Origin of the sequence: Stenotrophomonas sp. AB1(2024), from assembly GCF_037482345.1 — a bacterium.
Lineage (GTDB): Bacteria > Pseudomonadota > Gammaproteobacteria > Xanthomonadales > Xanthomonadaceae > Stenotrophomonas.
Genome location: NZ_JBBHKO020000001.1, coordinates 2,000,758 through 2,026,080 on the forward strand (window position 1 = coordinate 2,000,758; position 25,323 = coordinate 2,026,080).

At 65.4% G+C, this 25,323-nt stretch carries 21 protein-coding genes; 8 read left to right on the plus strand and 13 right to left on the minus strand.

What is annotated here, in order from left to right:
• Positions 1-3: 3 nt before the first annotated feature.
• Positions 4-228 carry a hypothetical protein gene (locus WIX41_RS09240; RefSeq protein ID WP_339446838.1) on the plus strand — a complete coding sequence of 75 codons (225 nt, stop codon included), beginning with the start codon at positions 4-6 and terminating at the stop codon, positions 226-228.
• Here the strand turns inward: WIX41_RS09240 and WIX41_RS09245 are convergent.
• The 6 genes from WIX41_RS09245 to WIX41_RS09270 all read right to left on the minus strand — a co-directional run bounded on the left by WIX41_RS09245 (position 202) and on the right by WIX41_RS09270 (position 5,103).
• Positions 202-441, minus strand: a complete 240-nt coding sequence (locus tag WIX41_RS09245) for an AraC family ligand binding domain-containing protein (RefSeq protein WP_409187353.1) — start codon at positions 439-441, stop codon at positions 202-204. The two genes, WIX41_RS09240 and WIX41_RS09245, sit on opposite strands and share 27 nt — an antisense overlap.
• Complete coding sequence (locus WIX41_RS09250) at positions 416-796, minus strand: tautomerase family protein (protein ID WP_339446840.1); 381 nt, start codon at positions 794-796, stop codon at positions 416-418. The genes WIX41_RS09245 and WIX41_RS09250 overlap by 26 nt, the downstream gene beginning before the upstream one ends.
• A 284-nt stretch (positions 797-1,080) precedes the next feature.
• Positions 1,081-1,755, minus strand: coding sequence for a hypothetical protein (locus WIX41_RS09255; RefSeq protein WP_339446842.1), 675 nt, complete (start codon positions 1,753-1,755; stop codon positions 1,081-1,083).
• A gap of 127 nt (positions 1,756-1,882) precedes the next feature.
• Positions 1,883-2,593, minus strand: a complete 711-nt coding sequence (locus WIX41_RS09260; protein ID WP_339446844.1) for a 2OG-Fe(II) oxygenase — start codon at positions 2,591-2,593, stop codon at positions 1,883-1,885.
• A gap of 89 nt (positions 2,594-2,682) precedes the next feature.
• Positions 2,683-3,696, minus strand: a complete 1,014-nt coding sequence (locus WIX41_RS09265) for a class 1 fructose-bisphosphatase (protein ID WP_339446846.1) — start codon at positions 3,694-3,696, stop codon at positions 2,683-2,685.
• A 204-nt stretch (positions 3,697-3,900) separates the two neighbouring features.
• Complete coding sequence (locus WIX41_RS09270) at positions 3,901-5,103, minus strand: amino acid aminotransferase (RefSeq protein ID WP_339446848.1); 1,203 nt, start codon at positions 5,101-5,103, stop codon at positions 3,901-3,903.
• 149 nt (positions 5,104-5,252) lie between these two features.
• Between WIX41_RS09270 and WIX41_RS09275 the strand changes: the two genes are divergently transcribed.
• Complete coding sequence (locus WIX41_RS09275) at positions 5,253-7,388, plus strand: TonB-dependent receptor family protein (protein WP_339446850.1); 2,136 nt, start codon at positions 5,253-5,255, stop codon at positions 7,386-7,388.
• Positions 7,389-7,399: 11 nt separating this feature from the next.
• On the opposite strand, the gene WIX41_RS09280 is transcribed toward WIX41_RS09275, so the two are convergent.
• Positions 7,400-7,732 (minus strand): hypothetical protein, encoded by a 333-nt coding sequence (locus WIX41_RS09280; protein WP_339446852.1) that lies wholly within the window; start codon positions 7,730-7,732, stop codon positions 7,400-7,402.
• 152 nt (positions 7,733-7,884) lie between these two features.
• Between WIX41_RS09280 and WIX41_RS09285 the strand changes: the two genes are divergently transcribed.
• The 3 genes from WIX41_RS09285 to ligD all read left to right on the plus strand — a co-directional run bounded on the left by WIX41_RS09285 (position 7,885) and on the right by ligD (position 11,850).
• Entirely contained in the window at positions 7,885-8,283 is a 399-nt protein-coding gene (locus WIX41_RS09285) for a hypothetical protein (RefSeq protein WP_339446854.1), read from the plus strand.
• 96 nt (positions 8,284-8,379) lie between these two features.
• Entirely contained in the window at positions 8,380-9,336 is a 957-nt protein-coding gene (locus tag WIX41_RS09290; protein WP_339446856.1) for a Ku protein, read from the plus strand.
• 6 nt (positions 9,337-9,342) lie between these two features.
• Positions 9,343-11,850: a DNA ligase D gene (gene ligD, locus WIX41_RS09295; RefSeq protein WP_339446858.1), complete on the plus strand. Its 2,508-nt coding sequence runs from the start codon at positions 9,343-9,345 to the stop codon at positions 11,848-11,850.
• Positions 11,851-11,949: 99 nt separating this feature from the next.
• Here ligD and WIX41_RS09300 read toward each other — a convergent pair whose 3' ends face one another.
• The 3 genes from WIX41_RS09300 to WIX41_RS09310 form a co-directional block, all read right to left on the minus strand.
• Positions 11,950-12,333 (minus strand): hypothetical protein, encoded by a 384-nt coding sequence (locus WIX41_RS09300; protein WP_339446860.1) that lies wholly within the window; start codon positions 12,331-12,333, stop codon positions 11,950-11,952.
• 101 nt (positions 12,334-12,434) lie between these two features.
• A complete protein-coding gene (gene eda, locus WIX41_RS09305; protein WP_339446862.1) occupies positions 12,435-13,073 on the minus strand; it encodes a bifunctional 4-hydroxy-2-oxoglutarate aldolase/2-dehydro-3-deoxy-phosphogluconate aldolase in 639 nt (212 codons plus the stop codon).
• Complete coding sequence (locus WIX41_RS09310) at positions 13,060-14,076, minus strand: sugar kinase (RefSeq protein ID WP_339446864.1); 1,017 nt, start codon at positions 14,074-14,076, stop codon at positions 13,060-13,062. Before WIX41_RS09310 ends, eda begins: the two co-directional genes overlap by 14 nt.
• A gap of 274 nt (positions 14,077-14,350) precedes the next feature.
• Here WIX41_RS09310 and WIX41_RS09315 point away from each other — a divergent pair, with 274 nt between their 5' ends.
• Both WIX41_RS09315 and WIX41_RS09320 read left to right on the plus strand, forming a co-directional pair.
• Positions 14,351-17,110: a TonB-dependent receptor gene (locus WIX41_RS09315; RefSeq protein ID WP_409187354.1), complete on the plus strand. Its 2,760-nt coding sequence runs from the start codon at positions 14,351-14,353 to the stop codon at positions 17,108-17,110.
• A 185-nt stretch (positions 17,111-17,295) separates the two neighbouring features.
• Positions 17,296-21,159, plus strand: a complete 3,864-nt coding sequence (locus tag WIX41_RS09320; protein WP_339446868.1) for a LamG-like jellyroll fold domain-containing protein — start codon at positions 17,296-17,298, stop codon at positions 21,157-21,159.
• A 202-nt stretch (positions 21,160-21,361) separates the two neighbouring features.
• Here the strand turns inward: WIX41_RS09320 and WIX41_RS09325 are convergent, their stop codons facing one another.
• Positions 21,362-22,201, minus strand: coding sequence for a PhzF family phenazine biosynthesis protein (locus WIX41_RS09325; protein ID WP_339446870.1), 840 nt, complete (start codon positions 22,199-22,201; stop codon positions 21,362-21,364).
• Positions 22,202-22,539: 338 nt separating this feature from the next.
• On the opposite strand from WIX41_RS09325, the gene WIX41_RS09330 reads away from it, so the two are divergent.
• Positions 22,540-24,093, plus strand: coding sequence for an MASE1 domain-containing protein (locus WIX41_RS09330; RefSeq protein ID WP_339446872.1), 1,554 nt, complete (start codon positions 22,540-22,542; stop codon positions 24,091-24,093).
• 77 nt (positions 24,094-24,170) lie between these two features.
• Here the strand turns inward: WIX41_RS09330 and WIX41_RS09335 are convergent, their stop codons facing one another.
• Positions 24,171-24,542, minus strand: coding sequence for a hypothetical protein (locus WIX41_RS09335; RefSeq protein WP_339446874.1), 372 nt, complete (start codon positions 24,540-24,542; stop codon positions 24,171-24,173).
• A gap of 135 nt (positions 24,543-24,677) precedes the next feature.
• Complete coding sequence (locus WIX41_RS09340; RefSeq protein WP_339446876.1) at positions 24,678-25,268, minus strand: cysteine dioxygenase family protein; 591 nt, start codon at positions 25,266-25,268, stop codon at positions 24,678-24,680.
• Between the last annotated feature and the right edge of the window lie 55 nt (positions 25,269-25,323).

Sequence of the window (25,323 nt, forward strand, 5' to 3'; positions counted from 1 at the left end):
GCAATGAGCTCCGTTCCAAACGCCTACAGGAATGCAATTCTGGTGGCGTTCGCTGTCTTCGCAACTACCAATGCGATCGACTTCATCTACTACGGCCAGCACCTCTCCCACCTTGCAGCGGTGCTGGGATTATCGGTAGCTATGTTCGGCGTGATCAAAGGGAAAGCTGCGGTGGCCAACGTCGGCGCCCTACTTGCGATTTCAGGAATCGCGGCAAAGTACACGTGAGCCGGCCTCAATGGCTTTCCGTTCATAGCGCTGGCAGCGGAACTCCTGCACGCCCTGCTGGGTGATTCCGACCAACGCTTCGTCATGATCGTGCGGGTCGTAGGCATGCCCGCGAAAGTGCACGTGCACGCTTTCAATGCCGGCATCCGCATCACGGCGCAGCTGGATCCAGTCTTCGATGAGGGGCTCACAACGCATACTGCGCCAGGCCATGGCCAAAGGACCAGTTCTCGCGCTTTACTTCCACCAGGTTGATGAAGACATCCTCAAGGCGAATGCCCACCGCTTCGTGCAGGCCATGGGCGATGGCGCTGTAGAAGGCCTTCTTCTGCTCCAGCGTGCGGCCCTCGTTCCATGTGACCTGGATGCAGATGAAATCATCGGTGCGCGCAATGCCCAGGTAGCCCGGGTCATAGACGAGTCCATCCGGGTCGTGCTCCTGGATGATCTGGAACCGATCATCCTTGGGCACGCCGACACTGAGCATGGCGTCGTATACCACCTGGCCAACCTGCTGCCGGTAGGCGGTGGTCTTGCCCTTGCGGAGGTCAATGCGGGCGAGCGGCATGGCGGACTCCTCACAGATATGTGGATAGGCGTGCTCTGCAATGGAAGCATATGCACAGGTGCTGTGCCACTGCATGACACCGCGCAAGGCCCCGCAGTGTGTCCGACGAACGGCGCTTTTACCCAAGTGCCTGGCGGCTATCGCGCGCCTTAACGGTCTTCCACTTCCGCGTACCGCACCGTGGGCTTATTCAGCGCTGCGGCCTGGGGGCTGAACGGACCATCGTTCCAGAGTGGCCTGATGGTGATCTGGCCGCGTCCCCGTCCTGCGAGTGGTGGCCCAAGTCAGTTCAACACAATCGCCTTCAGTGCAGGATCGGTTGAGAACACAAACCGGCTCTGGAACTGATCGCCCGTATGCTCGATCGCCTCGATGAACACATATCTGAGTGCAGCCGGGTCCTCCCCAAGACGGGCGAGCCAAGCGTCGTGATCCGCGAGAGATCCCGCTCGTACAGATCCCATGCAGACACTGAGGCCGCATGAAAGATCCTCTACTGCACTCTCTGTTCCCACAGCGCGCTCAAGCATGCGTCGGTAGAGCTTGGCGAGGTCCTGCGCCTCCATGCTCCTCATCTCGTCGTTGCTCATCTCCTTCAGCACCCTCGCGAATTCATCTCGCGATTCAATTACCTGATCGGTCAGGCTGGCCGAGATTCCATGCTGCGCTACGAATGCAGACTCGGCGGGAAGGTAGATCGTGTTTGCCACCTCGGGCGGTCCCGGATTCGAAGCGGGCGATGGCCGCAGGGTAGCCCCACCAGTCGAATTGCCAACGGACAGGTTCGCCACGGGATCTCGACGGGCGGCGTCCTTGACTTGAAGTTTTTCGTGCTGAACTTCTCTTTCGGCTTTCCCCCCTACGGCCGAGCACGCGACACACTGCAGCATTGCTGCGAGAAGGGCATAGCCGAGAGGCCGCTTGAAGAGCATAAGCCCGCTTACAACATCTGCGCTCATTAGGATTCCGCATGTCGCTGTTGACAGTGCGGACAAGCATCCAATGGGGCGGAGGCGCCTTCCTTCATAAGTCTCCTAAATTCACGCGACTTTTCTACAGCGCGCGTGGGATATCACCCCACAGACCTCACCCACCCCCGTACAGCTTCTCCGCACTCTGGAACAGGATCCAGCTTGTCGCAATGAACTTGTCCCCACCCTGGGGACGGTTACCCCGGTGGGTATGGGTGAATGCCGTAGGCGCAATCAGCAGGCTCCCGGTGCGAGGAACCACCTTCCGGTCCTGGAACAGAAACTCGGTCTCCCCAGCCTCGAACTCATCGTTGAGGTACAGCGTCCACAACAGATGCCGGTGCAGGGTTTCCCCGGCCGGGTCACGGGGGTACAGCTCGCAGTGCCAATAGGGGTAACCGCCCTCGCCTGCCGCATACCACTGCAGGTTGATCGCCCCTGGACGCAGGCACGTACGGGCCAGTTCGGACAGGGCGTTGTCGTCCATGCCGGGGAAATCTTCGGCCTTCAGGCGGCGTGCGCTGCCATCGTTGTCTTCCACCTGCAACATGAGCGGGGAGATCAGCGCCTGTGGATAACGGCGTAGATAAGTCAAAACGCCGCTGAATACTGCCTGTTGCAGCTGGATTTCGACCTGGCGCCACTCGGGCCGCCCACTTATGCGCAGATCCTTGCTGTGCTTGAGTTCCGGGAACACGCCGCTGCCTACTTCGCCGGGTTGGAGCTGGGCGCTGGAGCGCATTTGCGCCTCAATTGCGGCACAGGTCTCAACCGGGATGGCGTTGTGGATTACTTCGATGAAGTCGAGCGGGGTTTCGGCCTGCATGGGATCATCCGTGGGCATTTAAGCCCGATGGTGACCGGTGTTGGTGCAGGTGTCACCCCGTTGCCACGTGCAACGGGGGGCCGTAACCGTCAGCCTTGGGCGTCGTGCTCGCGGTGGTAGCGGGTGGCTTCGGCCACTTCGTTGCGGGAGCCGAGGAACACCGGCACGCGCTGGTGCAGGTGGTCGGGCTGGATGTCCAGGATGCGCTCGCGGCCGGTGGTGGCGGCGCCGCCGGCCTGTTCCACCAGCAGGCCCATGGGGTTGGCTTCGTACATCAGGCGCAGCTTGCCGGCCTTGCTGGGGTCCTTCTTGTCCCACGGGTAGATGAAGATGCCGCCGCGGGTGAGGATGCGGTGCACGTCGGCCACCATGCTGGCAATCCAGCGCATGTTGAAATTCTTGCCGCGCCCGCCTTCCTTGCCGGCCAGCAGGTCCTGCACGTAGCCCTGCATGGGGGCTTCCCAGTGGCGCTGGTTGGACATGTTGATGGCAAATTCCTGGGTGTCGGCCGGGATCTGCATGTTGGCCTGGGTGAGGACGAATTCGCCCTTCTCCCGGTCCAGGGTGAACGAGTGGGTGCCGTGGCCGGTGGTGAGCACCATCTGCGTGCTGGGCCCGTAGATGCAGTAGCCGGCGGCTACCTGGCTGGTGCCCGGTTGCAGGAAGCTTTCATCGTTGGGCTGCTGCGTGCCCGGCGGGCAGCGCAGTACGGAGAAGATGGTGCCGACCGAGACGTTCACGTCGATGTTGGAGCTGCCATCGAGGGGATCGAACAGCAGCAGGAAATCGCCGCGCGGGTAGGTGTCCGGCACGGGCTGGCAGTGGTCCATTTCTTCGGAGGCGCAGGCGGCGAGGTGCCCGCCCCAGGCGTTGGCTTCGAGCAGGATCTCGTTGCTGATCACGTCGAGCTTCTTCTGCGCTTCGCCCTGTACGTTGCCGGTGCCGGCGTCGCCGAGCACACCGCCCAGTGCGCCCTTGCTCACCGCGATGGAGATGCTGGTGCAGGCGCGGGCGACAACGGCGATGAGCTGGCGCAGGTCGGCGTTGATGCGGCCGGCATGCTGCTCTTCAATCAGGTACCGGGTAAGCGACGTACGGGACATGGAATGGCTGCCAAAGACATTTCGGGGGCCGTATTGTGGCCCGTTCGGTTGGGCATTACGAGGTAAGCGGTTTCATGATGCGTGGGTGGTGCGTGTGGTCTGGCATCGGGAGGGCCGGCCAACGGCCGGCGCTACCGGGGTCGCGCACCACAATGAAGAACGGCCGCACTTGGCGGCCGTTCCTTGTTTCATCGCTGTTGTTGCTCAGCCCTTGGCGACGGTCGACACGGCCTTGGCCACGTATTCCAGGTTGCCCTGGTTCAGCGCGGCCACGCAGATGCGGCCGGTGCCGACGGCGTAGATGCCGTACTCGTCGCGCAGGCGGTCTACCTGCGGGCGGCTCAGGCCCGAGTACGAGAACATGCCGGCCTGGTCGTTGATGAAGGCGAACTCCGGTGCACCGGCAGCCACCAGCTTGTCCACCAGGCCGTGGCGCAGGGCGTGGATGCGCTCGCGCATTTCGGTCAGTTCCTGCTCCCACAGCTGGCGCAGCTCGGGGCTGGTCAGCACGCCGGCCACCAGGGCCGCGCCGTGGGTGGAGGGGCTGGAGTAGATGGTGCGGATGATGCGCTTGACCTGCGACTGCACGGCCTTGGCCGCGTTCGCATCCGGAGCCACCACTGACAGCGCGCCCACGCGCTCGCCATACAGCGAGAACGACTTGGAGTACGAGTTGGCGACCACGAAGCTGTCGATGCCGGCTTCGGCGATGATGCGCACGGCGGCGCCATCTTCATCGATGCCCTTGTCGAAGCCCTGGTAGGCCATGTCGATGAACGGGAACAGCTGGCGTTCCTTCAGCAGCTCGGCCACCTGCTTCCACTGGGCCACGGTGAGGTCGGCGCCGGTGGGGTTGTGGCAGCAGGCGTGCAGCAGCACCACGGTGCCTGGCTGCAGTTTGCTCAGATCGGCCAGCATGCCGGCGAAATCCACGCCATGCGTGGCCGCGTCGAAGTAGCTGTACTCCACCACTTCAAAGCCGGCCGCGCCGAACACCGCGCGGTGGTTTTCCCAGCTGGGGTTGCTGATGGCGATGGTGGCGTGCGGCAGCAGGCGGTGCAGCAGGTCCGCGCCAACGCGCAGGGCGCCGCTGCCACCGATGGTCTGCGAGGTGGCCACGCGGCCGGCGGCCAGCAGCGGCGAATCTTTGCCGAAGACCAGTTCGCGGGTGGCCTGGGTGTAGGCAGGCAGACCGTCGATCGGCAGGTAGCCGCGCGGTTTGGCCTCGGCGGCCAGCTGCTGTTCGATCTGCTTGACGGCGCGAAGCAGCGGAATGCGGCCGCTTTCGTCGTAATAGATGCCCACGCCCAGGTTGACCTTGGTGGGGCGGCTGTCGGCGTTGTATGCCTCGGTCAGGCCCAGGATCGGGTCGCCCGGGACCAGTTCCACATTTGCAAAGAAGGACACGGCGGTACTCATTCGGATGACGGATGGGGGAGGTTGGCGCGAAACTAATGCATCGTAACAAAGCCGCAGCGTGGGCGCGGCGCCTGCCGTCACGACCGGCACCGTACCCTGTGGTGCGGTGCCCCTTTCCCGGAGAAACCCCTCTGCACATGTTCCGCCTTACCCCGCTGGCCCGCTGCTGTGCGCTGCTTTCGGCCGCTGCCCTGCCGAACCTGGCACAGGCCCAGGCCGCCCCCGTTTCCCCTGCCCCGATCGAGCGGCTGCCCACGGTTCAGGTGCAGGCCGCGCGTGGCCAGCAGGTGGCCGATGTGGATCTGCCTGCTTCGCTCAGCACCGTCTGGCTGGATGACGATGCCAATGGAAACCTGGCCCAGATCGCTGACGCATTGAGCGGGGTGCCCGGCGTGGTCGCCCGCGACCGCCAGAACCTGGCGCAGGACACCCAGCTCTCCATCCGGGGCTTCGGCGCGCGTTCCACCTTCGGGGTGCGCGGGGTGCGGGTGCTGGTGGACGGGGTGCCGGCCACCATGCCCGATGGGCAGGGCCAGCTCTCCCACGCCAGCCTGCTCTCGGCCCAGCGCGTGGAGGTGCTGCGCGGGCCGTTCTCGGCGCTGTACGGCAACTCCTCCGGCGGCGTGGTGCAGGTGTGGAGCGCCGATGGCCAGGCCGGCGATCCCTGGCGGCTGCGCGTGGCCGGCGGCAGCGAGGGCACGCTCAGTGCCGGTGCGCAGCTGCGCGGCGAGCAGGGCCCGGTGCGCTACAACGTGGCGGCCAACCACTTCCGCACCGATGGCTGGCGCGAGCACAGCGCGGCGCGCCGTGAATCGGTGAATGCGCGGCTGGGCACCGATGTCGCAAATGGCCAGCTGGACCTGGTGCTGAACTACTTCGATTCGCCCGACGCGCAGGACCCGCTGGGCCTCACCCGCGCGCAGGTGCGGCAGGACCCGCGCCAGGCCACGGAGGTGGCCACCCAGTACAACACCCGCAAATCGGTGCGCCAGGCCCAGGCGGGGCTGGTGTTCACCCGCACCCAGGGCAGCCAGACCTGGCGGGCGATGGGCTATGCCGGGCAGCGCAGCGTGGAACAATTCCTGGCCATTCCGCAGGGACCGCAGGCCAACCCGCTGCATGCGGGCGGGGTGATCGACCTGGAGGGTGGCTACGGCGGGCTGGACCTGCGCTGGGCCTGGCAGGGCGACTGGGCCGGGCGGCCGTTGGAAGTGGTGATCGGCGCCAATGCCGACCAGCAGCAGCAGGATCGGCGCGGTTACGAGAATTTCGTCGGCGATACGCTGGGTGTGCGCGGCGCGCTGCGGCGCGACCAGAGCGACCGCGTGCGCAACGTGGACCAGTTCGCGCAGGCGTTCTGGCAGTGGGCGCCGCGCTGGTCGCTGCTGCTGGGGGTGCGCCACAGCGAGGTGCGGTTCCGCTCCAACGACCACTACATCACCGCGCGCAATCCGGATGACAGCGGGTCGCGCGATTATTCGGCCACCACCCCGGTGGCCGGGGTGGTGTTCCACGCCAGCGATGCCTGGCGGGTGTATGCCTCGGCCGGGCGCGGGTTTGAAACGCCCACCTTCAACGAGCTGGGCTACCGCGCGGATGGGGCGGCCGGGTTGGCGCTGAATCTGTCCGCCGCGCGCAGCCAGAACCTGGAGCTGGGCGGCAAGTGGCGCGGTGCCGGTGGCGCGGCCTTCGATGCGGCGGTGTTCCGCGCCAATACCGATGACGAGCTGGCTGTGGCCAGCAACACCAACGGGCGCAGCACCTACCGCAACATCGGCAGGACCCGCCGCCAGGGCGTGGAGGCGAGCCTGCAGGTGCCAATCACCGCGCAGCTGGAGGCCAGCCTGGCCTACACCTACGTGGAAGCGACGGTGCGCGAGCCCTATCTGGTCTGCGCCGGCACCGGCTGCACGACCCCGAACACGGTGGTGGCGGCGGGCTCACGCCTGCCGGGCGTGCCGGAGCAGCAGTGGTTCGGGCGGCTGCAGTACCAGCCCGGGGCATGGCAGTGGGCCGGGGAAGTGGTGGCCTCCAGCGATACGGTGGTGAACGACCTGGCCACCGACCAGGCGCCGGGGTATGCCCTGTTCAACCTGGAAGCGGCCCGCAAGTGGACCACCGCGCAGGGCACGTTGCGGGTGTTTGCGCGGGTGGACAACGTGTTGGACCAGCGTTACATCGGCTCGGTGATCGTCAATGACGGCAACCAGCGGTTCTTTGAACCCGGGCCGGACCGGCGGTATGGCGTGGGCGTGCAGTGGGCGTGGCAATAGCCCGCGCGCATTCATTTGGGAATCTTCGCGGGCACGAACGGCGATGTCGGGTCGCTCGCCGGGAACGTCTCCTCCAGCGCCTCATCCTGGTTGTCGCTCTCATGCGCCTTGCGCTCGCGGCGCTGGTCCTCGTCCTCAGGCTCCTCCCCGCCCGGGTGCGGTGCGGCGGCCGGGTCCTTGCGGTCGCGGGAGGCATGCACCGGGTCGATGCCGGTGCGCATGTGCTCGGGTGCTTCGGAGGGCGACATGCCGGCGCCCCGGTCTTCTTCGTTCTGCAGGTCGTGCTTGGCGCGCTGCTCGCCCGGCACCGGGGCGGTGGCTTCGCGCAGGGGATCGCGTTGCATGGTGGTGGTCTCCGTGGAGGGATGGCTGGAATGTACGCACCCCCAAGGGGAGGCCGACGTGAAGCGGAATGCCAACGTCTCAACGGATCTGTCACAGCTGGATAACGGTACCGGGGCTATTCCTGCCAACCCCACCCCGCCGGAGACGTGCCATGCCCCGCCTGGACCGCCGTACCGCACCCGTGCTGTTCAACGCCTATCTGCAGCCGGACCGGAACGCGCGGCGTGGCCGCCGTCCGCGCGCCGAAGAGCCCGAGGCTGTGGCCCAGGACTACCTGCAGTACATGCGCAACGACTACGAACGCCGCCGCAGTCAGGGTCGGCGCAGCTGGAAGGATCTGTACCCGGCCTACGCCTTTGCGCTGACCACCCACTACGCCGATTGGCCGCGTGGCAGCGACGACGACACCGACGGCGAGCTGGCCGAGCACTGGGAGCAGATGCGTGGCCAATCGCGGCTGGGCTGGCACCAGGCGCGGGCGATTGTCGAAGACGCCTGGATGGCGCTGGACCACATGCCCGCCGCAGCGGTGCACGGCCTACTACAGTAAGCGGCGCCTGCAACCGGTCTTTACGGTCCGGACACGGGCGTTTCACGTCCTGCGCGGTACAGCTGGCGTCCCGCTTTGCACTGGAGTGGCGCCGCCATGGCCCGACCGATCTGGACCGGAACCCTGTCATTCGGGTTGCTGAACGTGCCGGTGTCGCTGATGTCGGGCGAACGCAAGGTGGACCTGCATTTCCGCATGCTCGATGCCCGCGACCGCAAGCCGATCCGCTTCGAGCGGGTCAACGCCGATACCGGCGAAGAAGTGCCGTGGAAAGACATCGTCAAAGCCTACGAGTACGACAAGGGCAGCTATGTCGTGCTGGAAGAGAGCGATATCAAATCCGCTGCGCCGGAAAGCCACGAAACCGTTGAAGTGGAAACCTTTGTCGATGCTGGCCAGATCGACCCGCGCTACTACGAGAAGCCCTACCTGCTGGTGCCTGGCAAGAAAGCCGAGAAGGGCTACGTGCTGCTGCGCGAAACCCTGCGCCGCACAGGCAAGGTGGGCATCGCACGCGTGGTGGTGCGCACCCGCCAATACCTGTGCGCGGTGATGCCGCATGATGATGCACTGGTGTTGATGATCCTGCGCTACCCGCAGGAGCTGGTGGACCCGGAAGACTACAAGCTGCCCAGCGGTTCGCTGTCCGAATACCGGATCAGCAGCAAGGAAACGGCGATGGCCGAACAGCTGATCGAATCGATGTCGGGCGAGTGGAAGCCGGATGAGTATCACGACGAATTCCGCGAACGCCTGCAGACGCTGCTGACCAGGCGCATCAAGTCCAAGGGCGGCACCACCCGGGTGGAAGACGAACCGGCCGTGCCGCATGACGCCACCACCAACGTGGTGGACTTCATGTCGCTGCTGCAGAAGAGCCTGGATGCCAAGAAGCGCACGCCGGCCAGGAAGAGCGCGGTGTCGAAGGTGGTGAAGAAGGCTGCGCCCGCGAAGAAGGCGGCCAAGACCACCAAGGCGGCGACCAAGGCGACCAAAGCCACCAAGGCGACGAAGAAGGCCGCCAAGCGCGCGCCCACGCGCAAGGCAGGGTAAGCGGCCATGTCGTTGCAGGAATACCGGCGCAAGCGCCGCTTCGGTGAAACCCCCGAGCCCGACGACGAGCGCCATGGTGCCGCCGCGCGCCGCCCGATCTTCGTGGTGCAGCTGCACCACGCCCGTTCGCGCCACTACGATTTCCGCCTGGAGGCCGACGGCGTGCTGAAGAGCTGGGCGGTGCCGAAAGGGCCGTCGTTGCGGGTAGGCGAGAAGCGGTTGGCGGTGGAGGTGGAAGATCACCCGCTGTCATACGCCACCTTTGAAGGCGATATTCCCGAAGGCCACTACGGTGCCGGGCATGTAGACGTATACGACCACGGCACCTGGTCCTGCGAAGGCGAGCCGCTGGAGGCGATTGCCGCCGGCAAGCTCGACTTCGTGCTGCATGGGAGCAGGCTCAAGGGCGGTTGGAAGCTGGTGCGCACCAACATGAAGGGCAAGCAGCACCAGTGGCTGCTGATCAAGCGCGATGACGAAGAGGCGCGGGATACGGACGCTGATGCACTGCTGGAGGACGTAGTTCCTTCGAAGCGCGAGGCGACCAAACCCGCAGCACGCCGCAACGCCGACGCGCGCTGGAGCAAGCGCGCGCTGGCACTGGAGCACGCACGCAATAACCCCTACCCGCACGCCTTCAAGCCACAGCTCACCGACCACCGCGACAGCGCGCCGAACGGCGATGCCTGGCTGCACGAGATCAAGTGGGACGGTTACCGCCTGCTGGCCGACGTAAGCGACGGCGTCGTGGCACTGCGCTCCCGGAACGGTCTGAACTGGACCGGGGATTTCCCCGAAGTGGTGCAGGCGATCGAAGCGCTGCCGGTGACTGACCTGCGCCTTGACGGTGAACTGGTGGTGCTGGATGCGCAGGGCCACAGCGATTTCACCGCCCTGCAGAAGGTCATCGATGGCACCGCCAGGCAGCCGCTGCGCTACGTGGTGTTCGACATGCCCGGCGTGGCCGGTGTGGATATCAGCCGCTCGCCGTTGCTGGCCCGCAAGGCGCTGTTGAAGGAACTGCTGGGCGATACGCCCGGCACGCTGGCCTACAGCGACCACGTGCTCGACCACGGCCCGGCGGTCTTCGACACCAGCGGGCAGGCCGGCTTTGAAGGCATCATCAGCAAGCGGGTGGACGCGCCGTACATCAACACGCGCTCGCCCAGCTGGGTGAAGGTGAAGCACGAGAACACCGATGAGTTCCTGGTGGTGGGCTACACCGACCCGAAGGGATCGCGCAGCGGCTTCGGTTCGCTGCTGATGGCCACCCCCGATAACGGCGGCCTGCGCTACGTGGGCCGCGTGGGCACCGGCTTCGACGACGCCAGGCTGGCCGCGATGCACCGCCAGCTCACGGCGCTGGACACCGACAAGGCCGCCGTTGAACTGCCTTCGCATGTCCCGTTCAAGGCCAGCAGCGTGCACTGGGTGAAAGCCACGCTGGTGGCCGAAGTGGCGTTCCGCGGCTGGGCCAAGGAAGGACTGCTGCGCCAGGCCAGCTTCAAGCGACTGCGCGAAGACAAAACTGCCAAGGACCTGGGCGCTGCCGGCGCGCAACCCTCTGCCAAGGCGCGCAGCAGGGCAAAGGCGGCCGACACCGCGCCGGCAAAAGCCGCCAAGTCACGCACCAGCACCACGCCCGCCGGGACCGCTGACGGCGTGAACATCTCCCACCCCGAGCGCGTCGTCTTCGCCAAGGCCAAGCTCACCAAGGGCGACGTGGCAGACTACTACCGGCAGATGGCGCGCTGGATCCTGCCCGAAGTCGCCCGGCGCCCGCTGTCACTGCTGCGCTGCCCCGATGGCGTGGACAAGCCGTGCTTCTTCCAGAAGCACCACGGCACCGGGCTGGGTGATGCGGTGGAGGCCATTCCGCTGCAGCAGAAGAGCGGGCGCGAGGATTACCTCTACATCGAAGATGCGCAGGGCCTGCTGCAGCTGGTGCAGATGAACACCCTGGAGCTGCACCCGTGGGGCGCCACCGTGGACGACCCCGAACACCCCGACCGGCTGGTGTTCGACCTGGACCCGGGCGAAGGCGTGAGCTGGGCGGCGATCAAGGCCGCAGCGCGGGATGTGCGCGACCGCCTGCAGCAGATTGGGCTGGAAAGCTTCGTGCGTCTGTCCGGCGGCAAGGGCCTGCACGTGGTGGTGCCATTGAAGCCGAAGGCGGATTGGGCGCAGGCGAAGGATTTCTGCGAATCGTTCGCGCAGGCGATGGCAGAGCACGCGCCGGACCGCTACGTGGCCACGATGAGCAAGGCCAGGCGCAACGGAGTGATCTTCATTGATTGGCTGCGCAATGCGCGTGGCGCCACAAGCGTGTGTTCGTGGTCGCTGCGCGCCCGCCCGTCGGCCGGTGTCGCGGTGCCGTTGCGATGGGAAGAGCTGGGGCGTGTCACCGCGGCTGATGCGTTCCCGTTGCCGAAGGCATTGCAGCGTGCGCAGAAGCTGAAGAAAGACCCTTGGGAGGGCATCGATCAGGTCAAGCAGGTGTTGCCGACCTTGTGACCGGGCGACCGATTGCCGCGCGCAGCCACGCAGGGCGTGGCTCTACAAGATGGATCGGGCACCGGCGTAGAGCCACGCCCTGCGTGGCTGCACGCGGATTCACCGGGGCCGATACCGTGCCCCCCACCAGATTCCAATCGCCTGCACCGGCAGCGACACCAACAACGTCACCACAAACCAGAACGGGTAATCGCTACCCAGATCCCACGCGGCAAATACTGAAGCGGCGGCAATCAACACCCACACCACCCCGCCATGCACGTATGGCCACATCGGCGCATAACGTGCAGCGAACGCCGTAGCGGCAACCCCGCCCAGGATCGTCCAGCCCAGATCCCAAGCCAACCGCACCTCGCCTTCACCCAGCCCCAACCACGGCGCGATCCACCCGCCGGCACCGCTCACCATGCCCAGCACGAACAGCGCCACCACGACGCAGAGCACGGAGAGTACGACGGTCTTGGCGGTGGACAACGCGGACATGGGTGCTCACCGGAAACAGGAGGGTACCCATTATGGCCCCGGACTCCCGGTATGCGCTGACACACCCGGGGTAGGTCACGACCGTTGGTCGTGACCGGACCTCAACCGACCAGCGCAGCGGAAGCGCGCGCCAATTCTTCGATCCCCGCCCAATCCCGCGCCTGCAGCAACGCCCGCGTCGTCAGCCACGAACCACCCACGCACAACACATTGGGCAGGTGCAGGAAATCACGCGCGGTCTGCGCGCTGATCCCACCGGTGGGGCAGAACCGCACATCCCCAAACGGCCCGTTCCACGCCGACAGCATCGCGGTGCCACCAGCCTGCACGGCCGGGAAGAACTTGAACGTATCCAGCCCGTGCTCCAGCCCCAGCATCAGCTCGGACGAGGTGGCCACACCCGGCAGGAACGGCAGATCGGTATCGCGCGCAGCGGCATACAGCCGCCCGGTCGCGCCGGGCGCCACCGCAAAGCGGCCGCCCACGGCCTTCACCCGCGCCATCTGCGCGGCGGTCAGCACGGTACCGGCGCCCACCACCGCATCCGGCACGGCTTCGACCATCGCCTGGATGGCGTCCATCGCAATGGACGTACGCAGGGTCACCTCGATCACCGGCAGCCCGCCGTTGAACAGTGCCTGGGCGACATGCACCGCTTCGTCCACGCTTTCAGGGGTGTACACCGGAATCACCGGGGCCAGTTTCAGGACTGCGCGTACGCGCGGATCAGCGCCGGACATCGAATCGCTCCTCGCCCGTCAGGGCCAGCACGTCAGCTTCACTGACGGGGTTGAAATCACCGGGGATGGAGTGCTTCAGGCTGGCCGCAGCCAGGCCGAAACGCACGATCGCCTCCGGTTCGAAGCCTCGCATCATGCCATGCAGGATGCCGGCGGCGAACGCATCACCACCGCCGATGCGGTCGACGATGCCGATCATCTCGCGCGTGGGCGCCACGGCGCGGGTACCGTCGCGGCCCAGCAGCATCGCGCCCAGCGCGTGATGGTCCACGCTGAGGGGAGTGCGCTGCGTGCACGCCATCCACTGCAGGCGCGGGAAGGCGGCGAACGCCTGCACGGCGGCCGCATCCACGCGCTCTGCCAAGGCGGCCTGCTCGAACTGCCCGCCCAGCACCACGCCGATATCGCGGTAGTCGGCGAAGGCGACCGTGGCGCAGGCGAACAGCTCGCGCAGGATGCGCGGCGCATCGCCTTCCCAGCGCGCCCACAACGAGGGGCGGAAGTTGCCATCGAACGACACCTTTACCCCGCGCTCGCACGCCGCGCGCGCTGCCACCACGGTGGCGTCGGCCATGGCCGGGTTCAGCGCGGGACTCACCCCGGACAGGTGCAGCCAGTCCGCGCCGGCCAGCAGCGCGTCCCAGTCGTAGTCGGCCGCGGTGCCCAGCGCGAACGCCGAATCCACGCGGTCGTAAACCACTTCGCTGGCGCGCTGCACCGCCCCGGTGGTGAGGAAGTACAGTCCCATGCGCCCGGGGCGGGTCTGCACATGGGAGGCATCCACGCCATGCTTTCGCAGCTCGCCGGCCACGAACTGGCCCAGCGGGTTGGCCGGCAGCGTGCTGACCATGTGCACCGTGTGCCCGAAGTGGGCCAGCGAAACCCCCACGTTGGCCTCTGCGCCACCGGCGTGCACGGCCAGCTGCGGCGTCTGCAGCAGCAGCTCCCGGCCCGGTGCGCTCATGCGCAGCAACAACTCCCCGAAACAGACAACACGACTCATGGCGATGGATCCTTTCGTGGTGGGCATGACCTGCGGGTCAAGGCCCGGACAGTAATGGCTAGCGGTGTCATTCTAGCGGTGCGGGGCCGTCCGTCCACCCGCCCGGTTTGTCGGAACCTATGTCCCGCAAGCGTCTACGGGACATTGAAAGTCTGTTGCGGTGCAAGATGCCCGATCCCCAACGGACTGTTAACGTCCGCCCTGACCAGCGGTGTCATTGCACTGACATGTCGCCGGATAGCTGTTTCATGTAGCACCTTGGGAGAGGGAAAACATGCAATATCGAAACATCCATAAAAAGACACCGGTTACCTTGCTCGCCCTGTCCATCGGCCTGGCGCTGAGCGGTACCACCCTGGCGCAGGATCCGGCCCCGGCCGCGGCCACTGACCTGGATACCGTCACCGTTACCGGCTACCGCGCCAGCGTCGAGAAGGCGCTGGACATCAAGCGCAGCGAATCGGGGGTGGTCGACGCCATCGTTGCCGAGGATATCGGCAAGTTCCCCGACCTGAACCTGGCCGAGTCGCTGCAGCGCGTGCCCGGCGTGGTCATCACCCGTGAAGCCGGCGAAGGCCGCAACATCTCGGTGCGCGGCCTGGGCCCGGATTTCACCCGCGTGCGCATCAACGGCATGGAAGCGTTGACCACGGTGGGCGCCGGCGACCAGAGCGGCGGTACCAACCGCGGCCGCGGCTTCGACTTCAACGTGTTCGCTTCGGACCTGTTCTCGCAGCTGATCGTGCGCAAGACCGCCTCGGCCGACGTGGAAGAAGGTTCGCTGGGCGCCACGGTCGACCTGCGCACCGCGCGCCCGTTCGACTACGACGGCTTCACTTTCGCGGCCAGCGGCCAGGCCAGCTACAACGCCATGGCCCAGAAGGCCGACCCGCGCGTGGCGGCGTTGATCTCCAACACCTGGGCCGATGGCACCTTCGGTGCGTTGGTGTCGGTGGCCTACTCCGAGCGCCAGGCGCTGGAAGAAGGTTCCAACACCGGCCGCTGGGCAAACGGCCCGAGCAACGGCAACTTCAGCGCGGCCTCGCCGTTCGCTGAAGCACGCTCGGCCGATGTGTACCACCCGCGCTTCCCGCGCTACGTGCAGATGGAACACGAGCAGAAGCGCCTGGGCGTGACCGGCACCCTGCAGTGGAAGCCCACCGACGCCACTGAAATCTCGCTGGATGCGCTGTACTCCAAGATCGACGCCGAGCGCGACGAGCACTACATCGAGGCCATTTCCTTCAGCCGCGGCACCAGCAGCACCCCGCGCCTGGTCGGCAAGCCGAACACCATCGTCAACAATGGGGTGATCGAGAACAACGCGCTGGTCTATGGTGAATTCGACAACGTCGACATCCGCAGCGAAAACCGCCACGACGAGTGGAGCACGGAGTTCAAGCAGATCGCCTTGAACGGCCAGCACCGTTTCGGCGATGACTTCACCTTGTCCGGCAAGGTCGGCATCTCGCGCTCCAAGCACGAGAACCCGATCCAGACCACGATCATCATGGACAAGTACGATGTCGACGGTTACAGCTACGACTACCGCGGCAACAGCCGCTTCCCGACGCTGAACTACGGCATCGACCCGACCGATCCGAACGGCTGGGAACTGGCTGAAATCCGCCTGCGCCCGCAGTATGTGGACAATGATTTCGACACCGGCCAGGTCGACTTCAACTGGAACATCAGCCCCGGCTTCCGCCTGAAGGGCGGCATCCTGGCCAAGAACTACACCTTCAGCACCGTGGAACTGCGCCGCGCCAGCGAGCTGGCCGTGCCGAACTTTGCCGACGGCACCAAGATCGTGCCGGTGGACATGACCGATCAGGCCGGCCTGAAGGGCATCACCGGCAGCCCGGACCAGTGGGTGGTGCCGGACCTGAACGCGTTCGCCAACCAGTTCGACATCTACAGCAACTCCGGTATCTACGCCGTCGCCCCGCGTGCCAACAACGTGCGCAGCGTGGACGAAGAAGATCGCGGTGGTTACCTGATGGGCGAGTTCTCCACCGATCTGGGCAACATTCCGTTCTCGGGTAACTTCGGCGTGCGCTACGTAAAGACCAAGCAGAGCTCCACCGGTCTTTCCACGCTGGCCACCGGCACCGTCTCCACCACCGTGGACCGCACCTACGACGACACCCTGCCCTCGTTCAACGTGGTTGCCGAGATCGCGCCGGACTTCCTGATCCGCCTGGGTGCGGCCAAGGTGATGAGCCGCCCGGGCCTGGGCAACCTGACCCCGGGCGCCACGGTGGCCGTGGCCGGTGGTGCACGCACCATCGCCAGCGGCAACCCGGACCTGGATCCGATCCGCGCCACCAACGTGGACCTGGGCTTCGAGTGGTACTTCGCTGAAGGCGCCATGGCCGGTATCGGCCTGTTCTACAAGGACATCGAAAGCTTCGTGCAGACTACCCGCGAAGTGGCGCCGTACAGCGCCAGCGGCCTGCCGGCCGAGCTGCTGATCGGCACCGGTGCCTCGCCGGCCGATGACTTCACTTATACCAAGCCGGTCAATACCCCCGGTGGCGAGCTGCACGGCGTGGAAGTGAACTACACCCAGCCCTTCACCTTCCTGCCGGGCAACTGGTCCAACCTGGGCGTGCAGTTGAACTACACCTGGGTGGAATCGCAGATCCAGTACATCAACTCCAGCGGCCAGCCGGTGATGAAGGCCGACCTGACCGGTTTGTCCAAGTCGAGCTGGAACGCCACGCTGTTCTACGAAGGCAAGGTGTTCTCCGGCCGCGTGTCGGCCACCAACCGCGATGATTACCTGACCCAGGTGCCGGGCACCGAAGCAGGTTTCAACGTGGACGGCACCCATGGCATGACCGGCACCACGTTCATCGATGCCTCCATTCGCTACGCGATCAGCGACAAGCTGGAGCTGAGCCTGGAAGGCATGAACCTCACCAACGAGGCCAGCGATGAGTGGGTGTATTCGCCTGATACCGGCCGCCTGCCGCTGCAGTACACCGAAACCGGCCGGCAGTTCATGCTGGGCGCGCGCTACAAGTTCTGATCCATCGCAACCGGCAGCGGCGTGGGCAACCACGCCGCTGTTGCGGCGCAAGATGCCGCACCGCTTCCCCTTTGCTAGTTTCTGACGGCCCTGCGCTGGCACCGCGGCCGTGGCGTTGCGCCATGTTCCGCTGACGAGGATGGCGTGTCGTGCCGCACGTTCTCGCTGTGGAAAGGAAAGGTCACATGCTGCTTCGCGTTGATGTTCGGGCTCCAGCGTCACTGGACGGTGTTGGGTTTGTGAGGGCCGGCCAACGGCCGGCGCTATCGAGGGCGATCGCACTTGCCCTGCTCCTTGCCGCTGGCGGTACCGCCTCGGCGCAGACGGCGCCGGAACTGCTGTTCCATGTGTCGGCCGACAAGGGCTTTACCGCCGACACCGCCCACGGCGATGCCATTCCGAATTTCCAGGACAAGGTCAAACGCGTGCCCGATGGCGCGCATGGCGCGGCGATCCAGTGGGAAGACGATGGCGTACTTTCCTGGAATGCCCCCGGCAACATCCAGGCCCAACGCGGCACCCTGGGGTTCTACTGGCGACCGCGCTATGCGGTGGGTGAAGCGCCATTCGTGATCTTCCGGGTCGGCTATGCCGACCACAGCAGCTGGGACATGGCCTGGCTGCGCATCGACTGGAACGGCCACGGCTTCGATGCCTTCGTGACCGATGCCAACCTGGCGCGCACCCGCGTGTCGTTCAAGCTTGACCAGAATCCCTCGCCCCAGCAGTGGCAGCACATCGCCTTTGGCTGGGATGAGAACCATGGCGTGCGCCTGTACGTGGACGGCAAAGAGGTCGCCCGCCAGGAGGCCACCGCCGACTACGACGCTGCGCTGGACCAACTCGGCCTCGCCGGCCGGGTGATGGCGCCCTACCAGGTGCAGAGCCGCTACAACTTCCTGCGCGGCAGCGATGTCGACGAGATCCGCGTGTACGACCGCCTGCTGGATCCGGCAGGCATGGCCGCGCTGGCCGCCAACAAGGCGCCGACCACCGCCGTGGCCGATACCCCCGCGATGCGCGCCTGGAACCACCGCTTTGGCTGGGACAGTGCCGCCCCGCCCGCGCTGGCGACCCCGACCACCACCATCCGCAAGATCGAATTTGCCGACACCAAAGACCACAAGCAGTGGATGTGGAAGGCCACCGACGGTATCGCCGAGACCACCTGGCCCGGCGTGTACAACCGCTCGCGCCTGCCCGGCCGCAACGACTACTTCCAGCTGCCGGACTGGAACACCTACGTGGAAGGCGGCCAGCAGCTCGACCTGACCCTGCCTGCGGGCGAGACCGTCAACCGCATCGAAGTGCGCGGCGCCGCGTTCGGTTCGCTCAGCCACAGCAGCGGTGATGCCGCCGCCACCCCGCTGCTGCAGCGTCCGCGGGGCGTGGTGCGCAGCGTGGACGACGTACCCGCGCAGACCGGTGGCGTGCTGCACTTCCGCAACACCGCGCAGGAAACCCCCATCCAGGAAATCTGGGCCTACCAGGTCAGCGATGCCGCCGAGCCGGAAGGCACGGTCAAGCAGCGCTACCTGATCGACAGCCAGGCCCTGCCCGATTATCTCAACATCACCCCGTTGCGCGACTACATCGACGGCCGCTACCCGGCCGCCGAGCGCAGCACGGTGATGGCGCTGCCCAAGGGCGCCGGTTCGCGTCGGCGCGGTGCCGACACGCTGCCCGCCAACCCGCTGCCGATCGTGCACGTGCTGGTGCCCTCCGGCGTGGGCGATGCCCCGGCGGCGCAGCCGCTGATCCGCAGCTGGGCGCACAGCTGGGAAAACATGTACGACGGGTTGGATGGCGTGGCCATCGACCTGCCGGCGCTGGACCTGCCGGCCGCGCGCGACGGGTTGATTCCGCTCAACATCCGCATCAAGGACCCGATCTGGCCGGCGCGCGACATGATCGATGTGTCGGTGTCGGTCAAGCCCAACGAGAAGCGCACGCTGTGGCTGGACCTGCGCGACCGTATCCTCACCGCCGACAGCCTGTGGATCAGCATCGCCTCGGGCGCGCCGGGCTTCAACGCCGGCTCGCTGGATGGTGCCGAGATCCGCATGGTCTACAAGGACCGTGCGGAGGCGAAGAAGGAACACGTGGCCGACCGCTTCAACCAGGCCCGCGACAACTGGGGTTTCCTGGTCGAAGAGCACACCACCTCCAAACGCCAGCGACTGTATGCGCGCGTGTACGCCGACCTGACCGACCTGCTGCGGGTCGACCCGGACCACGAACTGGGCCGGCTGTACTGGAACTACATCAGCTACAACAGCCAGGGCAAACCGCCGTTCACCCAGCCCGAAGCGCCCAAGGGCGTGCCGCTGTGGGCGTTCCGCCAGACCGAAGACCTGAAGTACGTGCGCCGCTTCGTGGACTGGTGGATCGACAACCGGCAGATCGCCTATGGCGATTTCGGCGGCGGCATTTCCGACGATACCGACCTCACCCAGCAGTGGCCGGGCCTGGCGCTGATGGGCGTGGAGCCGGACCGGCTCAACCGCTCGCTCACCGCGCTGTCTGATGCGGTGTATCGCAACGGCATGTTCTCCAACGGGTTGAGCACCATCGAAACCGATGAGCTGCACGCCTACGAGGAAGGCATCAACGCCAACAGCGCGATGCTGTACCTCAACTGGGGCGACCCGCTCACGGTTGAGCGCCTGATGGAAACGGTCAAGGCATTCGACGAACGCATCATCCTGCCCAACCCGCAGGGCCACCTGCTGTTCTCCAGCAACTGGTATGGCGGCAACAGGGTGTACCGCGAGCCGAACTGGCAGTGGCAGAAGCCGTATTCGTTCCCGGCGCTGCACCCGGCGTTCCTGATGGGGCAGTACAACGCCGATCCCACCGGCCGCAAGCTGGTCACCGGCCTGGCCGACAGCTACCTGGCCCACGCCTACACCGACGACAAGGGCCGCTGGGCGCTGCCCAACGAGATCAACTGGGCCACCGGCAAGGTGCGCGGGGGCGAGCTCAACAACGGCTCGGGCGGTGGCGATGTGGTGCACACCTTCTGGGCGGCGTGGCGCTGGAGCGGCGACGACAAGTACCTGAAGGCGCTGGACTACCGCGTGCAGCGTGGTGGGCCGGGAGCACTGGCCAACCTGGGCGAAAACTTCGTCGAGGTGCTGGGCAAGGGCGCGGAGTGGAACCCCGGCCTGGTCGCCGACGCCGACGCCGGTAACACCGGTTTCTCCAGCCTGATGGCGTGGCAGGCCACCGGCGACAAGAAGTACCTGGAAGCACTGCACGCCGACGGCATCCAGGCCAAGGCGCAGCGCGAGTACATGAACACCGAAGGCCACTGGTGGTCGGACCGGGTGGAAGCGCCGAGCGAGTTCCTGCAGCGGGCGCGCCTGGGCGGCATTGCGCTCAAGCGCAACCAGAGCTGGCCGGGGCATACGGTGAGCTGGCGCTTCGCCCAGCCCGATGCGGCCGAGCAGGTGGCGTTGCTGGTGCATGCGCCGTCGACCGAGCGCTTCAAGGTGATTGCCTATAACACTGGCAAGGGCGCGGTGGATGCGCAGATGAGCACGTGGAATGTGACCGCCGGTACGTGGCGGATGACCAGTGGGGTGGACCGGGATGGGGATGACCGGATCGACGGCAAGGCAGACGTGCGCGAGGTGACCCTGGAGCGCAGCGCGTCGGTGCCGCTGCGCTTCGCGCCGGGGCAGGTGCAGGTGGTGGAGTTCGAGCTGATCCAGGCGGGTACGCCGGTGGAGCTGCGGCCGGACCTGGGGGTTGGGCGGGGCGATGTGCGGGTGGATGGCCGGCAGGTGCAGGTGACCGTGCACAGCCTGGGGCATGTGGGCACGCCGTTGGGGACGGCGGTGCTGGAGGATGCGGCCGGGCGGGAGCTGGCGCGGATCGGGATTCCGGCGATGGATGCGCCTACCGATCTGGTGCCGAAGACCACCACGGTTGGGTTGCCGTTGCCTGCAGGAGACCGTAGCGGCCTGCGCGTTCGGGTGATGCTGGCTGACGGCGCCGCAGAAGTGACCCAGCGCAACAACAGCATCGCAATCCCCCTGCCATAACGCCGGGCTCTGCCCGGCTGGCTTACACCAGAGCGCGGCGTCGGCACAGGTCATGCCCAACCGCGCCGCCAATCGCCATCGGCAGTCGACTGGCGTGCGACCCTACCGGCAACCGGCGGGCCGCCGGTAGCGGTCGCATCCCGATCGACTGCCGGTAACGCCTCAACGTGCGATGGCGACATGACCCAAAACAAACGCCGCCCTACAACGTCACCGATCCCTCAATACACGTCACGCACGCACCCCCGATCCACAACGCATCCCCGTTCTGCTCCACCAACACCCGCCCGGCACGGCCCAACACCGTGCCCTGGCTGATCACATAACGAGCCGGCGCACCACCTTCGCGAATCAGCCATTGCGCAATACCCGCGTTGAGGCTTCCGGTCACCGGATCCTCCGGCGCCGCGTCCCCGGCAATGAACACACGCGTCTCGAACTGCGCATCCACCGCATCGCCCTCACCACACGCAGCGAACACGCCAATCATCAACCCCTCCAGCGCCGCGTAGTCCGGCCGCACCGCCAACACCGCCGCGCGGCTGCGCAACCGCACCGCCAACCACGGCGGCCCGTTGTCCACCCACTGCGCATCCAGAACCTCACCCGGCGCCACCCCAAGACCCGCAACAACCCGCTCGCGCAACGCCGGTTGCAACGGCCCCTCGCGGCGCAACGGCGGCGCCTTGAACGCGAACCCAGCGCCAGTACGCCGGATCCGCACCAAGCCGATGCCGCACTCCTGCACGATCTCCGTACCCTGCGGCACGCCGCCGTTGGCCAGCCATGCATGACAACTGCCCAGCGTGGGGTGCCCGGCAAAGGGCAGTTCACCCACGGTGGTGAAGATCCGCACCCGGTAATCGGCACGTGGGTCGGTCGGCGCCGAGACAAAGGTGGTCTCGCTCAGGTTGGTCCAGCGCGCAAAGGCGGCCATGCGCGCATCGCTCAGCGGTTCGGCTTCCAGCACCACGGCCAGGGGATTGCCCAGCAGCGGGTCGCTGCTGAATACGTTGACCTGGAGGAAGGGGTGGGTGGACACGGATCATTCTCCAGGAACGTTGACGGTGGGCGCGCAGATCGCGTCAGGCAAATGTACCGACTACTGTCAAGCGGCGACATCTGCGCAGGCTACTAGCGACAAGCAGACCTCGATTTCCCCGTCGGAATATATGCAGAATGAAGAACCCCTAATTCGTGGGCAACCGACGAAACGGGCCGGGAAAACCCCAATGCAATGGAGGTGCCACTGAGACGCCGTCCGCGCCATCGACCAAATGCATACTCACGACTCACTGAAAGACGTCTTCTGCCATTGCCCCCTCTGAATCCAATGGATACCGTCCGCGCCACTGCGTGGTAAGAGCGACGGAGAGTATGGTGGACTGGTGGCGCAATGGGCTTCAGCTGGAATTTCGCGTGTGGCCGGCGGGCTTCGCCATTGCCGCCTTGTATGCCCTCGGGTGCTGGGCAGCGCGGCAGGTGTCACTCGACCAGTTCTATCTGCCTGCAGGACTGCGCATAGCCGCACTATTGCTGATTCCGCCCCGTCAATGGATCTATCTTGCTCTTGGCGAGTACGCGTACTTCGCGAGCATGCGAGTGCCCATGATCGACAAATATGGATTGGCCTGGGTAGTACTAGGTTCCGTGCTCATCATGCCAACGGTGGCTGGCATAGTGCATCTGCACCGGAAACTTCTGAGGAAGACCGGAGACGCGTGGGTCATGTCAATAGCCCTGACGTCTGCGATCGCTGTGACGATGCTCAACTTGAGTACTTCCCATCTCTTGTGGCCGGATCCGCCCCACAATGCATTCATCACTGATGCCGCGCGGTCCATGCTCGGCCAGTTCGTTGGTACCTTGGCGGTGGTTCCATTAGCACTGCTATGGTTGAGACGAAAGGCGAAGTGGCTACCAGATCGCAGACCAGCCGCGGCGAGCCTGGCCGCGCTGATCTTGATGGTGACAATGGCATTGGTGGCGATGCCTAGCGTATCGGATGATCCCTCCATCAGGGTGGCCATTCATCAGCTGATGGTTCTTCCTGCCATCGCTCTTACTTGCATGCTTGGTTGGCGCGGTGCCGCGATCAGCAGCGCGGTCCTACATCTGTCCATTGGACTGACGACAGATGGTCCTTTGCCGTGGTCGTTCGACGCCTCATCGTTCGGTGCTCAACAGAGCCTGGCGGTGTCTGGAACCGCGTTGCTGGTACTTGGGTACACCATTAGCCACTACAGGCGAAGGACTTGGCTTGCAGAGCGAAATGTGCGCGATACGGCGAGGTGTATCAAGGCTACGCACCTTGTGGGCGAAAGTCATCTGCGTGACAGAGTGCATGCACTTCGCGAGGTTGGAGAGGGAATCGATCGCTCGATGAGCGAAATATGCCGCTGGATTGAGTCGCGCGGCCATGCCCCGTTTGCCAATGCGCTTCTTCGCATGTTCGTTGAACATTCTAGGAACCTGCGGGATAAGACCAGCATGGTCTATCCGGTTGCGCTGGATCATGTTGGCCTCTATCTGGCGCTTCAGATCGGCGGAATTGCAGGAGCCTGGAAGGAGACACAGCGTGTTGCGGCACCCACATTTGGCGGCGATCCATGCTTGTTGAGCATCGGTTTGCAACTTGCGGCGTATCGAGCGATGGAGGAGTCCGTGAGTTTGCTGCTTGCTGGGGAGCCGGGACAGCTTCGGGTCTGTGCTCGGGCGTGGCGTCTTGGATCGCGGCGGGGAATCATGTTGAGGATTGCAATGCTTGATAGGCAACAGAAGATCTCGGACGCGACGGCCAACTTGGCGACGATCAGGCTCGCTGGTCGGGTGGTTGCCTATGGCGGCACCGTTCAATGTCGAGGCAACAGGATTCTGATATCGCTTGTCGAAGGAGGCTCCGCCGGGACGGGGTCTTCTGGAGCTACCCAATGAGATCAGCGTGGGATTGCCCTTGATGAAGCGAGCTGCCATGCATGGCATGGCACTACAGGTGGAGAATCCTTGGGTCGTTAGCGGGCGGCTGTGGAAGGTTGTATCCACCACACGACGTCCTCGTCCCTGCTGAATCGGATAAGAGAGAAGACGGGGCTTGTGTAAACCACAGTGGGATTGGCGCCATCCGGCAGCTTCAGACGCCAGTTTGGCAACGACACGCGTGCGGAGGGATATCCGGCCTGAAGCGCCCAGAAGACACCTGCGGCATAGGCGATGGCCACGTTGACGCACCCCGTGTCGTCCCGGACTTCAATATGGTCGATGCCGTCTTCCTGGAATTCCCTGATCCACCATCCATCGGGGGCGCCCTCAGGCGCGTTTGGCGGGTGCAAACAGGTGTCGGCCTTCGCAGTCCGGTCGATGTCGGCGGCGACGGTGGTGTTCATTGGTAGAATCCCAGAGAAAGAAGCTGCATTGCATCGCGTCAGCGATGACATGAAGATGCTATCTGGGGGATTTGGGAGAACGCGTTGAGGATTCTCCTAGAATTGATCTGGGTTTCACCCTCGCCGCCTCTTTCGTCACGCGGCGTCGGTTGCCATTTCCTTCATGCGGCGCTCGTACCAGCCGTCTTGGCTGGGTTCGAAGATGGCGCTGCGGGTCATCTCACCCTGGTAAACGTGCACGGAGATGGCCAGCCGTTCGTCGCTGGTGTTGCGGATGGTGTGGTATTCGTGCGGTGGGATCAGGCTGCCGGCGCTGCCGCAATCGCCAATGACGGACGGTTCGGCCTCGAAGCGGAAGCGTTCGCCCCGTCGTTCCAGCAACCGGTACTGGGTGACTTCCAGCTGCCCCAGCCATACGCCTTCCACGCACCACAGGCCGCTGTGGTCGTGCAGTGGTGTGCCCTGCCCCGGCGCCCAGCTCATCGCCACGATGCTGTAGCCGTGGGTGGGACTGCGGTACAGCTCGCGGCGCGCGTAGTGGTCGCTGATCGGGCGGTGCACGCAGGCCGGCAGCTGGATGCGGCTGTCGGCGATGGCTTTGCAGAGGGCGCTGCGCAACGTTCTGGCGATCTGCTGCGGATCATCATGCTGCACGGCGTGATCGATGGCGGTGATCAATCGATCGCGGCCATGGAACGGTGGGAATAGATCGCAATGGTCTTGCATGCCCCCAGTCTAGGCGATGAAGGTTAACGTCGTGTTTGATCTGAATCACGACAAA